The sequence below is a fragment of the Halomonas sp. ALS9 genome (genome assembly GCF_001651035.1).
Taxonomy (GTDB): Bacteria; Pseudomonadota; Gammaproteobacteria; order Pseudomonadales; family Halomonadaceae; genus Vreelandella.
The window spans coordinates 255,717-270,969 of record NZ_LXRG01000201.1 but is presented as its reverse complement, the minus strand read 5'-3'; the positions used below and the strand labels follow the sequence as shown (position 1 = coordinate 270,969).

Here is a 15,253-nt window from a genome sequence, read left to right as displayed (position 1 = left end):
GCGCAACCTGCTGCAACATGGAGAGAGTACAGCTATGCTTTAAGTAGCCATAACAAAAATCTTACGCTGGTGCATTCCTTAAGCAAATCATGCACTAGGGTAATACAGGCGCAGTCGCGCTTTTTCACAATGGCTTGTGGCGCAACTTACATGTTTTAGGCTCAAGTCATTTGTCATTTCAGGGAGGTAGTCAATGGCCAATCAAGCCCCCGTCGCCTGGGTAACTGGTGGAACTGGTGGTATCGGTACGGCAATTTGTCGTTCGTTGGCAGATGCGGGATATTTAGTCGTGGCGGGTTATCGCAACCCCGACAAGGCCAAATCCTGGTTAGAAACGCAGCACGCCGACGGCTATAAAAATATCGAGTTGTCGGGTGTCGATCTTGCTGACCACAACGCCTGCCTGGAAGGCGCTCGCGAAATCCACGATAAGTATGGCTCTATTAGTGTACTGGTGAACTGTGCGGGGATTACCCGTGATGGCACCATGAAAAAAATGTCTTACGAGCAGTGGTACGAAGTGCTCGACACCAACCTCAATAGCGTTTTTAACACCTGCCGTAGCGTCATTGAGATGATGCTTGAGAGTGGCTATGGCCGGATTATCAATATTTCATCCATCAATGGCCGTAAAGGCCAGTTTGGCCAAGTTAACTACGCGGCGGCGAAAGCCGGTATGCATGGTTTGACCATGTCGTTGGCACAGGAAACAGCGACCAAGGGAATTACCGTCAATACCGTATCGCCTGGCTATATCGCCACCGATATGATTATGAATATTCCAGAAAAAGTGCGCGAAGCGATACGGGAAACAATCCCAGTGAAGCGCTATGGCACGCCAGAGGAGATCGGCCGATTGGTCACCTTCTTAGCCGATAAGGAGTCAGGATTTATCACCGGTGCCAACATTGATATCAACGGTGGTCAGTTCATGGGCTAGTCGTTAGCTCAATAGGAGAACGCAAACGGGAGGCTATAAGCCTCCCGTTTTCTTGCTAACGCTACGGCAACGGAACTCGAGCCAGTCGGCTAAGCAGGTTATCCAACTCTTCCACTTCAGCGCCCCATAACGTGGCGGGCATCGGCCCTAGCGCCAATAGCGCAACCAAAATATCGGTAACGTCTTGATCACGGCTGCGCGCTTGATTGAAGCCTTCATTTAAACGCTCTACCTGAATCGCCAAGCGCAGTGGCTCATCGCTTTGCCGCACGCTACCCACGGCCATCATCGAAAGATGCACTCTTAGCCTAGCGAGGGATTCGGCTATGCGGGCGTGATCCGCGTCTGATAACGGCGCTGCCACGTTATGGCGCTGTTGATTGCGCGCAGCATGCGCCTCATTAAAGGCGGGGGGGAGCGAAGCGCTAAGCACCGTTTGGGTATCCACATCGCTGGGAGTTCCTTCACTGAGATAGCGCTGGTCGGCAGCCAAGTGAGCATTCACTAACGGCATGAGCGCGTGCCATTGCTGAACCGTATCGGCAACCGCCAGACGGTTTAAGCGTTCGCGGCGCGCCCGCACAATCCCGCTCATCCTTCGCTGCATGCCTTCACTGCGCCGATTGCGTGGCAGCGGCTCAAGCTGGCTGGCCTGTTCGATAAAGCGATCCAGTGTGGCCGCCTCGCTGGCCTCAACAGGCTGCCAGCTATCCATTTCGTCGATCAGGGTCTGCATTTCATCCAGCTGCTGTTGCTGGCGCGCCGCCTGCTCATTTTTATGCGCATCGCGCAGGGCAAAGAGTTGGTCGCACTCTTGGCGAAAGGTTTTCCACAGCGTTTGCTCTTCGCCTTTGGGGGCTCGGCCTAATGCTCGCCACTGCTGCTGTAGCTGTTTGGTCAACTGAATACGCTGGGCTAACGCTTGGCTGTCGTCGTTGCGCAGCGCGCTCACTTGGCTAATCAGTTCGCGTTTTTGTGAGGCGATAGTCTCAGCGCGTTGATCAATTAAGGTCTGCAAACGGTGACGAATAGTGCCGAAACGACGCCCAACGGTTTCAGAGCGCTCGCGTGGCACGGGGCTATAGTGCCGCCATTGGTGGCGTGCTTTGTCGCGAATTTGCCGCAGCACATCAGGGTCTGCGTCTTCAGCGGGCTGGGCCAGTAGGCTTTCAAGCTGGTCGCACAGCGCCTCGCGGGCTTGAAGGTTGCTCTCACGCTCTTGGCTGAGCTGATCCCGCCAAGGGGCGAGGCGCTCATGGATACGATCCGAAGCGCTGCGAAAACGCGCGGACTGTTCGCGGTTGGCCGCGGCATCGCCCAGTGATTTCCACTCTTTGACCAGTTGGCGATGGTGGCGGTCAAGCGCTTCTTCCGCCATATGGATATCGTTCGCCAGTGCTTCGATGCTGGCACATAGCTGCTCGCGCTTTGGCCCGGCGACAAACCCCCGCCAGTCACGTAGTTCTGCCAACCGGGCGGCTAAGTGCTTTAAGCGCGTTTTGAGCGGTTGAGCAGCGGGGCTTTCCAGCGCTTCGATGCGTGGTTTTAGCCGCTGATGCAGGCGGCTGGCGCTTTTAAAGGCGCCGCGCTCTAGCAAATGCTCAAAGGTGTCGAGTTCCGCGTCATGGGCCTCCAGTGTGGTGTTGTCTTCTGCAGGCTGCGAGGGCGCGGTGTTTTCAATGTGGAGAGCCGCTTGGGCACGGCCGAGCAGCGCGGGGGGCGTCAAGGCGTCCGGCCATTGGCATTCGCTAATCAGCGTGGCCAGAGTCGCGTGGTCGCCGCTGGCTAGGGCTGTTTCGATGGAGGCGCTTACCGCGCACCAGCGCTGCCATGCCTCTAAACACTGATCGTAGTGCTGAATCGCCAGCGTGTAGCGCTGGCGTAGTGTCTCGCTGGGTGGGTGGATGTCGGAAAGCGCCTGCCAGCGTTGGCCGAGCAACTGGCGCTGGGCGCGCAGGCTATCGATATCTTGAACGGTCATAACGGAAGCGTGGCGCAAGCCGTCGAGGGTTTCTTCGATGCCTTCAAGCAGCTGTTCGCGGGTGTTTTCGGCCTCTTCACGGCGCTCATCGCTCTGCTGGCGCGCCTGCTCTTGGGTTTCATGGTCGTGTAGTGTTTTGCGGCAAGTGAGCAGGGCTTGATGAAAGCGCTGCTCCTGCTCCACGCTCGGCGGCTGTGTCAACTGCTCCCATTGGCGTTCAAGGTGGCGAAAGCGTCCGCCATAGAGCGGCTCCCAAGGCGCGCGGGCGTGCTGCTCTAGTTGGCTTAGAAGCGTTTCGCGCTGCTGCACCTCGGCTTCCAGCCACTGGGCGTCGCTGCGCAAGCGGTTGAGGCGTTCCCGCCCCAGGCGCACCACCTGACGATCGCGGCGTGCCTCTTTCACTAACCGCTTAAGCCCTTCTTCGTCCTCGATGCGCTCGGCCGCTTGATGGCGAACGGCGGCCACACCGTTATGGCAGGCTTGGCGAATCAAATCATCTTCAGCGTTAAGCTTGCCCAGTGCGACCAGGCGCAGATTGAGATTGTCACCTTGCATGGCTACCGCACTAAGCACCCGAGGATCTTCGATCTGTTCGACCAGTGATTGGCGTTGGTGTAGGTCGCTATGGCCCTCACTCCCGCTTAGCCGTTGGCAAATGGCATTGAACCAGGCTTCCTCCTGCTGATAATGGGGATAAGCGTTGACCAGTCCCTCACAGTCATCCAGGGTCAGCAGCGCGGCAAGGCGAATCTGGCTGTCGCTATCTTGAGTGAGTGACTGCAGCGCTTGGCGCTGTTCTGCTTGTTCGGGGTTGAGTCGTTGGAGGGCCTGACGGCGCACCTCGGGGTCAGGGTGCTGCCACCGAGGTGCGAACAGGCGTCTTAACAGTCCGTGCATGGATCATCCTGCTAATTATGAAATGCGTAGCATGAAAAAAACGGCTCGGTGGTTGCAGTCACCGACGCTGTCGCTTAGCTTGGCCTTACTATCTTGTAATAAGCATGGTGTGACAAACAGCTATTTTCTAGGCCACACTGCTTCTAGACCACACTGTTTTTAGACTACAGTGTTTCTAGACGACGAAATGCGTGATAGTACGCTACCTTAATCTTATATGAACATGACGGGGAGTTCGGCCATGAGCCTTAACGTGGATAGTGCCGCAGTGGCCTTTACCTTCAAAGGCGGCATGCTGCCGATGACCGTCATGGAGTTAAGTAGTGCTGATCCGGAGCAAATCCGGCAGCAGTTGGCTGGAAAATTCTCCCAGTCGCCCGCTTTCTTTCAGCATACACCGGTTGTGCTCAGCGTGGAAAAACTCGATGAACCCCACTTAGCTCTTGAACGCATCTGTGCCGTATGCCGTGACCATAAACTGCTGCCGGTGGCCGTGCGCGGTGGCACCGAGCCGGTACGCCAGTCGGCCTGGGCGCTGGGATTGGGTTGGTTTCCACCGGTGGCAGAAGGCCGTGCCCGAGTGCTTGAAAGCGTCAGTAACTCGCCAGTGCAAGAAGTCGCCCGTGAGGAAGAGCTGAGCGAGGCGGAAGCGCCATCGCTTGCCACCCGGCTTTATCGCGGTACCGTTCGTTCTGGGCAGCAAGTCAGCGCCGCTGATGGCGATTTGGTCGTGATCGGGGCGGTGAATGCCGGGGCAGAAGTGTTGGCAGCCGGCAGTATTCATGTTTATGGCGCGCTACGTGGCCGTGCGCTGGCAGGCATTCATGGTAATACCCAAGCGGGCATTTACTGCCGTGAATTGGAGGCTGAATTGCTCTCAGTGGCAGGCAATTACAAACGTTCGGAAGATATCGATGCACAGCTTCTGGGGACGCCCGCAGAAGTTCACTTTACAAAAGAACAGCTTGAAATTAAGCCACTGAGCTAAGGTATTTGTATGAGGCTGCGTTGGTGCTTCATGCCTAGCGACGCCGAAGACGCTATCCGTTACAGTATGGCATGTTGATGACATTGACGTTCCCGTTATGCGCAGAGCGCCAACGACTCGCGCTCGCGTCGAACGACTTCAAGAAGGAAGTGACTTTTGGCCAAGATAATTGTAGTGACCTCTGGTAAAGGAGGGGTCGGTAAAACCACCAGTGCGGCGGCAATTTCCACTGGACTTGCGCTGCGCGGTAAAAAAACCGTTGTAATCGATTTTGATGTGGGCTTGCGTAACCTCGACCTGATCATGGGCTGCGAACGCCGCGTGGTGTATGACTTAGTCAATGTGATTCAAGGTGAAGCGGGGCTCAACCAGGCGCTGATTCGTGATAAACGCGTCGAGAATTTATTTATTTTGCCAGCTTCCCAGACCCGCGATAAAGATGCTCTGACCCAAGAGGGTGTCGCGGAGATTTTGGAGAAGTTGAAAGAAGATTTCGATTTCATTCTATGTGATTCACCCGCCGGTATTGAGCGTGGTGCCCAGTTGGCCATGTACTTTGCTGACGAAGCGATTGTAGTCACCAACCCTGAAGTATCGTCAGTACGAGACTCCGACCGTATTTTGGGGCTGCTGGCCTCGAAAACCCGGCGTGCAGAGCAGGGCGATGACCCTATCAAGGAGCATTTGCTGGTGACTCGCTATAACCCCGAGCGAGTGACCTCCGGCGATATGCTGACGCTGGACGATATACGTGAAATTTTGGCAATTAACTTGCTGGGCTTAATTCCTGAGTCGGAAGCCGTGCTGCGTGCTTCTAACCAGGGTGTGCCGGTAACCCACGATATCTCCAGCGATGCGGGGCAAGCGTATAGCGATACGGTATCGCGTTTGCTCGGTGAAGACATGCCGCTGCGTTTTCACGAAGTGCAGCGTAAGGGCCTGCTGAGCCGTATGTTTGGGGGGGCGCGCCGATGAAATTACTGGAGTTCTTGAAGCGTGAGCGCAGGAAATCTGCCTCTGTAGCCAAAGAACGTTTGCAAATTATTGTAGCGCATCAGCGTAGCCAGCGCGGCCAGCCTGATTATATGCCGATGCTTGAGCGCGAACTGCTTGAGGTGATCCGTCGTTACGTTCACGTGGACGATGACGCTATTCAAATTTCCCTGGACAGCGAAGACAACTGCTCTGTGCTAGAGCTTAACGTTACGCTTCCAAAGAGCTAAGCCCCTTACCAACGTCACAGAGCTGAAGACGGGGCGAAAGGGGTGGCGGGTGTGCTAGGCTTGGGCTTTTCATTGCCCAGCGGAGTGTTTATTCATGGCATCACCCAATGCTGCCCCTGCCAGTTTTCTCTGGCATGACTATGAAACCTTCGGGGCGGATCCGCGCCGTGATCGGCCGGCACAGTTCGCAGCCCTGCGCACTGATGCCGATTTGAACGAGATCGGCGAGCCGATTGAGCTCTACTGCAAACCCGCCGATGACTATCTGCCTCATCCTGCCGCCTGTTTGATTACCGGTATTACCCCTCAAAAAGCCCAACGTCATGGTCTCCCTGAAGCAGTGTTTGCGGGTGAGATTCAGCGCCAGATGAGCGAGCCGGGTACCTGCGTAGTAGGCTACAACAGCCTGCGCTTTGATGACGAAGTCTCCCGTCACCTGTTTTACCGCAATTTGCTCGACCCTTATTCCCGCGAGTGGCAAAACGGCAATTCGCGCTGGGATTTGATCGATATTGTGCGCGCCTTTTATGCGCTGCGTCCTGATGGCATTGAGTGGCCGCTGCGCGAAGACGGTGCGCCCAGCTTTAAGCTTGAGCACTTAACTGCAGCCAACGGTATTGCCCATGAGGGGGCCCACGATGCGGTAGCGGATGTACGCGCCACTATCGCTTTGGCGCGTTTGCTCAAAGCGCGCAATGCCAAGCTGTTCGACTATCTACTCGGTCTGCGCGGAAAGCGCGCGGTGGCTAAGCAGCTCGACTTGCCCAACGCCAAACCGCTGCTGCATATTTCCCGCCGTTATCCCGCCAGCCGGGGCTGTAGTGCCCTGGTGATGCCATTGGCCGAACACCCGACTAACCCTAACGGGGTGATCGTTTACGATTTGAGCGTTGATCCCAACGATATGCTGAGCATGTCGGCGGAGCAGATTCGTGAGCGGGTGTTTGTCAGTCAGCAGGATCTTGCCGAAGGTGAGGCGCGTATTCCGTTGAAAGTGATTCATATCAACCGTTGCCCGGTGGTGTTCCCCGCCAGTGCTTTGAAAGACGTTGAGGGGCCTCATCAGGGCGAGTACGGCACCATCGTCGAGCGCTTAGGCTTGGATGTGACGGCCTGTCGGCAGCACTGGAAAACCCTGCGCGATGCCAGCGGTGTCGCTGCGAAGGTCGCGGAGGTGTTTAGTGCAGGTTACGACGATGCGCCCCAAGACCCTGATCTGATGCTCTATTCCGGCAGTTTTTTCTCCGCTGCCGACCGTCAGCAGATGGAACGGGTGCGCGAGATGGAGCCGTGGGATTTGGTAGGGCAGCGCTTTGCGTTTCAGGATCCGCGTTTGGAAGAGATGCTATTTCGCTTTCGTGCGCGCAGTTACCCCGATACCTTGGAGGGCGAAGAACGCGAGCAGTGGGAAGCGTTTCGCTGGATGCGCATCAATGACCCAGCTTTGGCGGGCTTTACGCTCAAGGCGTTTGCGCGGGAAATCGCTCAGTACAATCAGCAAACGCTCACTGATCGTGAGCGGCAGATTCTGGAAGAGCTAGTGATGTTCGTGGAAGCCATGATGCCGGCCCAGGCGTTTGACGCCTGAGCCGGTGCCGATGGTCTAACGGCGCTGTTTATTCGCGCACTTTAGGCAGCGCTGAGCGTGCTTCGCGGTAATCGCTTACATCGCTAGGTTCGTCGCCTGGATTAAAGCGTATATCCAGAGTGTGCTCGCGCAGCGATGGCCAGAGAGCCTTAATATCCTCAAGGCTAACGTTAAGCACTAGTTCGGCCAACTGATCACGGCGGTCGAAGCGAACGTCTTCAAGCGCCGTGGCTTGCCAATAGCGATTGGCCATGCCTGCAAGGCTGGTATCGCGCTGGCGCAACTGGTCGTGAACCGCTTGACGATAAGGCACTAAGTCCTCGTCGCTAAGTTGTTCAAGACGCTGGTTAGCCTCGTCAAGAAACGCCTCCATGCGTTCGGCAATGGTGCCGCTGTCTACGTCAGGGGATTGCACTATGAGCGCAATGCCCGGTGCTTCGAGCAGCGGTGAATAGCCTGCGTTGACGATGTAGCCGAGCTGCTGCTCGGTGCGTAGCTGTTGGTAGAACGGCGTTTCCAGCCACTGCGCGATCACAGCGGTGGTGGCTTGTTCCTCTGGCGTCTGGTCGCGGCCTTGTAAGTAGCGCAGTACCAAGGACTCATCCCGCGTGCTATGAGGGTGCAACACGCTGTGCTCCTCACTCGCCGCAAGCGGCGTTAAGTTAGCAATGGCGTCGCGGTTTAGTCGTGGCTTGAGCTTGGCGCGCATCAGCTGTGTCTGTTCACGGGCCAGGTCCGCATCCAGGTTACCCACCGCCATGGCGTCGACGTACAGGTCGTTTAAGAAGCGTTTCCGGAAATCTTCCAGGTGACCACGCTCAAAGCGCTCGCTGGCGGCGAGAAGCTCGGCGGTAGACCACTGTGGTGTGAGCAAGGCTTCGCCAAGCGTGCGGCTGGCTTGACCGGTGAGCGAGGCCTGCGGCGCGTTGCGCCACTCCCGCTGCAGCTGATAACGCACGCGCTCAAAGGCGCTGCCGGTGATTTCTGCGTGTGCTAATTGCTCAAGGGCTTGTTCAATCAGCGGGGTTTGGCCATCCCGCCAGCCCGAGAACGACAGCGTCATCCCCCGGGCGTGAGGGTAGGCGCTAAACGACTGCCCCGCTAGCCACGCTGGGTAGAGAGATTCATTCAAGCTGTCGTTGAGCCAGCTGGCGAGCAGCCGGGTGAGTACGGCTTCTTCTGCAGAGTAGCTGGCGGAGGGATTTTGCAGGCTAACGCGCCACTCAACTGTCGGGGTGTCAAAGCGTGCGTCCTGCATATGCCAAGCAGTAAACGAGGGCGTGTCGACTAACAGGCTGGGGTGTTCATCCTGGCCCTCTAGTAACGTTAAATCACTGGCAATAAAGGGGTTGGGGCCAGGGAGCTCCAAGCCACTCAGTACCTGACCTGGCTGGTCGGGCACTTGTTCTTTCCACTGAGTATTAAACCACGGTGAGACGGTTTCGCTTTCGACATCCGGCGCCGAGTAAAAGCGCAGCATGTTATCCGGCGTTAGGGCATCCAGGTAAGTCTGCTGGCGCTGAGCGTCTGGGCCATCCATGCGGTAGGCCGCATACTGCACGTCTTCTACCGGGTAGCGCGATAGGCTCATGGAGAGGCGCGTGGCTTCTTGCTGCGGGGCACCATGTTGCTGGAAGCGGAAGGCTTGCTCGCTGAGCTTGGCCTGCTCGTCATAGCGCCATTCGGACAGGCCGTCGTTGCGCAGTTGCTCAATGGCCGCAAACAGGGTGGCTTCAATATCGTCCAAGCGCTCGGCGCCAGCGGGTGTCAGGCTGATGGAGATAGTGAAGAGTGCTTCGTTACCATCACCGCGGCCAACGCCGGCGGAAAGCCCGTCGGCCAGTCCAGCATCGCGCAGTACGGCGAGCAGGCTGCCTTCACCCTCATCACCAAGCAGGTGAGCGATTACCTGGGTGGGTTTTGTGCGGTAGTCGTCGGTGGGGTCGGGTACCGGGAAGTAGAAGCGTAATTGACGGCGATCCTGCAGCGACTGACGCTCGATATAGTGGGGGAGCGTGTCTGAATCAACCAGTGGCGCGTCAATCGTCGGCACGCTTAAGTCGTTGTCGGGAATATCGGCAAAACGTTCGGCGACCAGCTCTTCCAACTGATCCAGCGGCTGCGGCGCCACAATCGCCAAGTTCATCACATTGGCGTCGTAATGTTGGTGATAAAAATCGATCACCCGCTCACGCAGCGTGGCTTCGCCTTCAGGCGGGCTGGCGAGTGTTTCCCGGCTACCCACAGCAAAGCCGGTGGTGGGGTTGTCAGGGTTGAGTAACTGATTGAGCACATCGTTTTCACGTCGGGATTCGTCGCGAATCCGCGCCATGTACTCCGAATGAACGATATTGCGCTCGCTTTCCAGGTGGTCGGCGTTAAACAGCGGTGAGAGAAAAAATTCGCTGAAACGGTCAAGCGCTCCCGGTAGCGCTGACGGCTCAATATCAAAGAAGTAATTGGTGTCCTGCTGCGCCGTAAAGGCGTTGTGGGAACCCGCATTATTGGAAATGTAGCGCTGGTAACCGTCGGATTCTGGGTAGGGTTCGGTACCTAAAAACAGCATGTGCTCAAGAAAGTGCGCTAATCCCTGAAGGTCATCGGGGTCTTGGGCGCTGCCGACCCGGACATTCATCGACGCTGCCGCTTTGTCAGCCTCCGGGTCGCTGACCAATAACACATTGAGGCCATTTTCAAGCGTCAAAACTCGGTAGTCGCGGCTGTCATAAGGGCTAATGATTGGGGTGACCGTATCCGCAATGGCGTCGGCAACAGCGTCATCATTCGCGGCGAAGGCGAGTGGCATCATTGCGATGCTGGCAATAACGCCAAGCAGTGCGCGCTGGGGAAAAAGCCGCCGGCGGGTTAAGCAAGTGGATTGCAACATTACAGCTCCTGTGACACAGCCCAGCGCAGCATCGACCCGGTGGGATGGGCACAAGCCGGTGACTGGTAGGCGGGATTATTGACATGTTTAGATACCGGAAAAGCGCCCAACAGTTCCAATGGCGCGGGGGTTAATAGCGAATTAAGCGTCGCTAAATCCGTATCCGGGTTGAGCCAAGCGGATAGCGCGTGGCTGGGAATAGTGACCGGTAAACGGTCGGTTAGCGGCGATAGAAGCAAATTAGCTGGCACGGTGATCAGTGCAGTGGAGTCAGTGAACGCCGTTAACGTGGTGTGATAGCGGCACCAAAGTGCGCCCAATAGCAGCGGTGCCCGGGATACTTGGGTGACTAAATAGGGCTGTTTGCTACGCGGCTGGGTTTTCCAGACATAGAAACCACTCACCGGAATTACGCAGCGTCGGGCGCTAAAGGCATCGCGAAACATAGCGCGTGACTCAAGGGTTTCGGCCCGGGCGCAGTGGGGGGCGTGATCCAGTACCTCCAGCCAGGGGGGGGTTAGCCCCCAGAAAATTGACGAGAGTTGATACTGCCCCTGCTCAAGGCGAATCGCCGAGATGGGCCTTCTAGGCGCTAAGTTGGGCGATTCAACCAGCGGTTCAGGAGTGGCTAGCGTCGGTATTAAACGGGTCAGCGGTAAATGTTGCACATGCAGTCGCCCCGTCATAGCTATCTCCTACTCATTAAGATCTTCCCGGGAATTAAGCAAAATCGTCGAGGAAGTGTACCTGCATAGCGGGGGACTTCGCGCAATAAAGCACGAAATGGTGTGTTTTAGTGTCGAAAACAGTGTTCGATGTAAGGTATCCTATCGTATCCCTTGCTCCCGCTAAAGCGCAGTGAGGCTTCCTTCTTGTTTGCCGTTGACCTTAAGAGATCGCCATGGCCCGTCCTAGACAGCATGCGCCCGATGCCCTCCACGCGCAGGTCATGCACGCTTGTGATGAGTGGTTGGCTGAGCAGCCAGTCCATGGTCTCTCACTGCGTGCTTTGGCCAGAGAGGTCGGCTGCGCCCCCAGCACCCTACTGAAGCTCTATGGCAGCTTCAATAACTTATTGCAGCACGTCAACGTGGAAACCCTGGCGCGCCTGCAGCACACCATTACCAGCCTGGCCGATGATGATCCCGAGCCATGGTTGCGCTCTCTGGCGCGTGCTTACTGGCGGTTCGCCGAGCAGGACTGTTACCGCTGGCAACTGCTGTTCGATTACCCGCTGGCCCAAGAGGGTGAACTCGATCAGCGCCAAAGCGATTTGATCGAAGCGCTATTTACCCAAGTGGAGACCTCGATCAAAGCTTACCAGCCAGCGCTGGATGATCTCGAAGCCCGCCGTTTGGGGCGCACGCTGTGGGGTAGCGTTCATGGGCTAGTCCAGCTTGGGCTTAATGAGCGATTGGGCTACTGGCAGGGGCAGCAGTTGAAGGTGGATGAGTTGCTGGATCAGTTGATGAGTACTATTTTGGCCGGCTTGCGCCATCGTGAGGCGTCGACGTGACGGGGTGGGTCAATGCGGCCCGCCAGGCACTGCGCTGGCTGATTTTTGTCTCAATGCGGCTCTGCTACCGGCTACAGGTGCATGGGCGTGAGCATATCCCCAAGCAGGGGGGCGCGCTGGTGGTGTGTAACCACGTTAGTTTTATGGATGCCTTGGTGCTCGGTGGTGCTAGCCCCCGGCCGCTGCGCTTTGTCATGGATCAACCGATTTTTGATTCTCCCTGGCTTAAGTGGTGGTTTCAGTTGGTCGGTGCTATTCCCATTGAGTCTGAACGGCGTAGCCCTGGCGCCCTCAGGCGCGCGCTGGATGACGTCAGCGCAGCGCTACGCGAGGGGCAGGTCGTGATGGTCTTCCCTGAAGGGCGACTGACCCCGGATGGCGAGATTCACGCCTTCCGGCGCGGCTTAGAGGCGATTCTAGCCCGGGACGATGTGCCGGTGATTCCGGCAGGGCTGGCAGGCTTGTGGGGGTCGTGGACATCCCATCATAACGGCAAAGCGCTAAAGAAATGCCCTAAGCGCTTTCGGGCGCCAGTGAGTTTGCACTTTGGGCCGCCGCTCAACCGCCTGGACGCCGATGATATAGCGCTGCGACGGTTTCTTGAAGCACGGGTTAGGGCGTTGAAGGCGGCGGCGGATCAAGATCTTGCCAACCGCCGTTAGCTTGCTTATCCCTCACTAGCGGCGTGGCGCCCGCAGCTTTTGCCAGCAGCGTGCCGAGGTGATGAGATTATCGCGAATCTCCAAAATCTCCATGCGCATATTGCCAATCTGCAGGCACGCTGGGCCTTCTGGAAAGGCTTCGAGGTGCTCAAGAATGAGCCCGTTGAGCGTTTTGGGTCCGTCGGTAGGTAGCTGCCAGCCAAGCATCTTATTAATTTCACGGATATTGGCGGTGCCTTCAATCACATGGCTACCGTCGTCCTGCTGATGGATCTCTTCATCCTCAGAGACATCGGTGGTGAACTCGCCCACAATCTCTTCCAGAATATCTTCCAGTGTGACTAAGCCTTCCACGTCGCCGTACTCATCCACCACAATGCCGATACGCCGCTTCTGCTTTTGAAAGTTGAGCAACTGTGTATGAAGCGGCGTGGATTCAGGAATAAAGTAGGGCTCGCGAGCCTCCTGCACAATCGATGCTTTGGTGACTTCGTCACGGGACAGAAAGCGGGCTGCGTTGCGCAGATGCAGCATGCCGATAATATTATTGATATCGCCTTTATAGACCGGTAGCCGGGTGTGCTGACTGGTACGGATCTGGGTCAAAATATCTTCTAGCGAATCATCCAGGTCGATGCCCAGTACCTCATGTCGCGGCACCATAATGTCATTCACGGTGACGTTCTCAAGGTCGAGAATCGATAGCAGCATCGCCCGGTGACGATAGGGGATCAGCGTGCCTGCCTCGTGAACCACCGTGCGCAGCTCGTCGCGGGTTAGGCTATCGCCACCGTTATCAACGCTTTTCACACCCACCAGCCGGAGCAAGCCGTTAGACATGACGTTGACCAGCCAGACCAGCGGGTAAAGCAGCTTTAACAGCGGCTCAAGCGCGTAGGAGGTGGGATAGGCGATACGCTCAGGCTTAATCGCGGCGTAGGTCTTCGGCGTTACTTCGGCAAAAATCAGAATCGTGATGGTCAGCAGGGCAGTAGAGATGGCAGGCCCTGATACGTCACCAAAAAAGTGAATGGCGATGATGGTGGCAATTGATGCCGCTAGGTTATTGACGAAGTTGTTGCCGATCAGGATAACGCCAATCAGGCGGTCAGGTCGGGTGAGCAGGCGCATAACCCGTTTGGCTCTGCGGTCACCGCTGTTAGCTTGATGGCTCAAGCGGTAGCGGTTAATCGACATCATGCCGGTTTCAGAGCTGGAGAAAAACGCAGAAAGCAGTATCAGTAAGGCTAGCAGGCCGAACAGTAACCCCAGGGGGAAGTCGTCGCTCAAGTCGAAAAGTCCTTTGTGGCGAATTAGGCTCGATTTGTAGAAGGTAGCGAGTGGTGTGTCAAGACAACCAAAGACGTGGTGGTGCCCCCGTCAGCAGTTGAGTGGCTATCGATTGAGTACAATCTCAAGTACGAACTTACTGCCAAAGTAGGCTAATACCAGCAGGCCACAGCCGCCCAATGTCCAACGCACTGCCCGCATGCCCCGCCAGCCAAAGCGGTAGCGGCCGATCAAAAGCGTGGTGAAGATTATCCAGGCGAGCAGTGACAACACCGTTTTATGCGCCAAATGTTGGGCAAAGAAGTTGTCCAGAAAAATAAGCCCGCTGGCGATGGAGAGCGTCAATAGAATAATGCCCGCCCAGACCAGTTCGAACAGCACCCGTTCCATGGTGGTTAGCGGAGGCAGCGACTGCACAATGCCGCGAATATGGTGGTGGCGCAGCGCCTGGTTCTGCAGGCCGACCAGCACGGCTTGAACGGCGGCAATCGCCAATACGGCAAAGGCCAGCGCTGAGCTTATCGCGTGCAATAAAATGCCTGGCGTCAGGCCGGTGTGGCCGCCTTGATTAGGCAGCCAAGTGGCGGCGAGTAGCGCAATGCCCGCTAGCGGAAACAGCGCAATGCCAGCGTTAAGCACTGGTTTAAACAGGCTGGCTACCAGCACCACGTTAACCGCCACCGCCATCAACAGCGTAGCGCTGGTGGTAAAGCCTGGCAGCAGGCCTGGTGATTGCCCCATTAGCTTGATCACGACAGGAATGTGTAGCAGTAAACCCAGTACGGCAAGCAGACGCACCATGCCCTGGCGGGGCGGTACACGCCGGAACAGCGTCATGCCCTGCCAGATGGCAGCGGCAACATAAATAATAAAAGCCATCGTGGCGAAAGGGAGCGCCTGCATGATGCTATCCGTGCGCCTTGCAGCGCGTTGCGGTGAATAAATAAACAAATTAAGTGTGGTTACGACGAAAATCTATTCAACTACTATAACTAATCCAAGCGGCGTCGCCCAGCGGGGCAATCGTATGAAAATGGGTAAGCACTCAGAGTAAGTATTTAGGAGTGCCAAGGTCTGTAAGCAAGGCTCTTTTGTCATGGTCGGAAAAATGTTCCCGACAACTCCAGCATTTCCGCCATCCTTGGTGATCAGATGACGGCTTGCCTTGGTTGTTTGAAGCAGGGTTGTTTGAAGCAGAGTTGTTTGAAGCAGGGTTGCTTGAAGTAGGGTCGCGAGTACTCTCCCATGGAGACTCACCGCATGAGCGCGTATAATCTTTTC

12 protein-coding genes are annotated in these 15,253 nt (G+C 56.5%); 7 read left to right on the top strand and 5 right to left on the bottom strand.

From position 1 onward, the window contains the following. Positions 1–193: 193 nt before the first annotated feature. Positions 194–940: an acetoacetyl-CoA reductase gene (gene phbB / locus A6R74_RS19095; protein ID WP_064236046.1), complete on the top strand. Its 747-nt coding sequence runs from the start codon at positions 194–196 to the stop codon at positions 938–940. A gap of 61 nt (positions 941–1,001) precedes the next feature. On the opposite strand, the gene A6R74_RS19090 is transcribed toward phbB, so the two are convergent. Further along, positions 1,002–3,818, bottom strand: coding sequence for a DUF349 domain-containing protein (locus tag A6R74_RS19090; protein WP_064236045.1), 2,817 nt, complete (start codon positions 3,816–3,818; stop codon positions 1,002–1,004). 241 nt (positions 3,819–4,059) lie between these two features. Between A6R74_RS19090 and minC the strand changes: the two genes are divergently transcribed. The 4 genes from minC (at position 4,060) to sbcB (ending at position 7,617) form a co-directional block, all read left to right on the top strand. Next, on the top strand, positions 4,060–4,806 hold the full coding sequence (gene minC / locus A6R74_RS19085) for a septum site-determining protein MinC (RefSeq protein ID WP_064236044.1): 747 nt from the start codon (positions 4,060–4,062) through the stop codon (positions 4,804–4,806). A 156-nt stretch (positions 4,807–4,962) separates the two neighbouring features. After that, a complete protein-coding gene (gene minD / locus A6R74_RS19080) occupies positions 4,963–5,781 on the top strand; it encodes a septum site-determining protein MinD (protein ID WP_064236043.1) in 819 nt (272 codons plus the stop codon). Beyond that, entirely contained in the window at positions 5,778–6,029 is a 252-nt protein-coding gene (gene minE / locus A6R74_RS19075) for a cell division topological specificity factor MinE (RefSeq protein WP_007111776.1), read from the top strand. The genes minD and minE overlap by 4 nt, the downstream gene beginning before the upstream one ends. Before the next feature lie 94 nt (positions 6,030–6,123). Beyond that, on the top strand, positions 6,124–7,617 hold the full coding sequence (gene sbcB / locus A6R74_RS19070) for an exodeoxyribonuclease I (RefSeq protein WP_064236042.1): 1,494 nt from the start codon (positions 6,124–6,126) through the stop codon (positions 7,615–7,617). 28 nt (positions 7,618–7,645) lie between these two features. On the opposite strand, the gene A6R74_RS19065 is transcribed toward sbcB, so the two are convergent. Together A6R74_RS19065 and A6R74_RS19060 are read right to left on the bottom strand one after the other, a co-directional pair. Further along, a complete protein-coding gene (locus A6R74_RS19065; RefSeq protein WP_064236041.1) occupies positions 7,646–10,504 on the bottom strand; it encodes an insulinase family protein in 2,859 nt (952 codons plus the stop codon). Further along, on the bottom strand, positions 10,504–11,190 hold the full coding sequence (locus tag A6R74_RS19060; protein WP_064236040.1) for an SOS response-associated peptidase: 687 nt from the start codon (positions 11,188–11,190) through the stop codon (positions 10,504–10,506). Before A6R74_RS19060 ends, A6R74_RS19065 begins: the two co-directional genes overlap by 1 nt. A gap of 215 nt (positions 11,191–11,405) precedes the next feature. Between A6R74_RS19060 and A6R74_RS19055 the strand changes: the two genes are divergently transcribed. Beyond that, positions 11,406–12,020, top strand: coding sequence for a TetR/AcrR family transcriptional regulator (locus A6R74_RS19055; protein ID WP_064236039.1), 615 nt, complete (start codon positions 11,406–11,408; stop codon positions 12,018–12,020). Beyond that, on the top strand, positions 12,017–12,682 hold the full coding sequence (locus A6R74_RS19050; RefSeq protein WP_064236038.1) for a 1-acyl-sn-glycerol-3-phosphate acyltransferase: 666 nt from the start codon (positions 12,017–12,019) through the stop codon (positions 12,680–12,682). The genes A6R74_RS19055 and A6R74_RS19050 overlap by 4 nt, the downstream gene beginning before the upstream one ends. Before the next feature lie 15 nt (positions 12,683–12,697). Here the strand turns inward: A6R74_RS19050 and A6R74_RS19045 are convergent, their stop codons facing one another. Both A6R74_RS19045 and A6R74_RS19040 read right to left on the bottom strand, forming a co-directional pair. After that, a complete protein-coding gene (locus A6R74_RS19045) occupies positions 12,698–13,972 on the bottom strand; it encodes an HlyC/CorC family transporter (RefSeq protein ID WP_009288263.1) in 1,275 nt (424 codons plus the stop codon). A 105-nt stretch (positions 13,973–14,077) separates the two neighbouring features. After that, positions 14,078–14,875, bottom strand: coding sequence for a cytochrome C assembly family protein (locus tag A6R74_RS19040; protein ID WP_064236037.1), 798 nt, complete (start codon positions 14,873–14,875; stop codon positions 14,078–14,080). Positions 14,876–15,253: the final 378 nt, after the last annotated feature.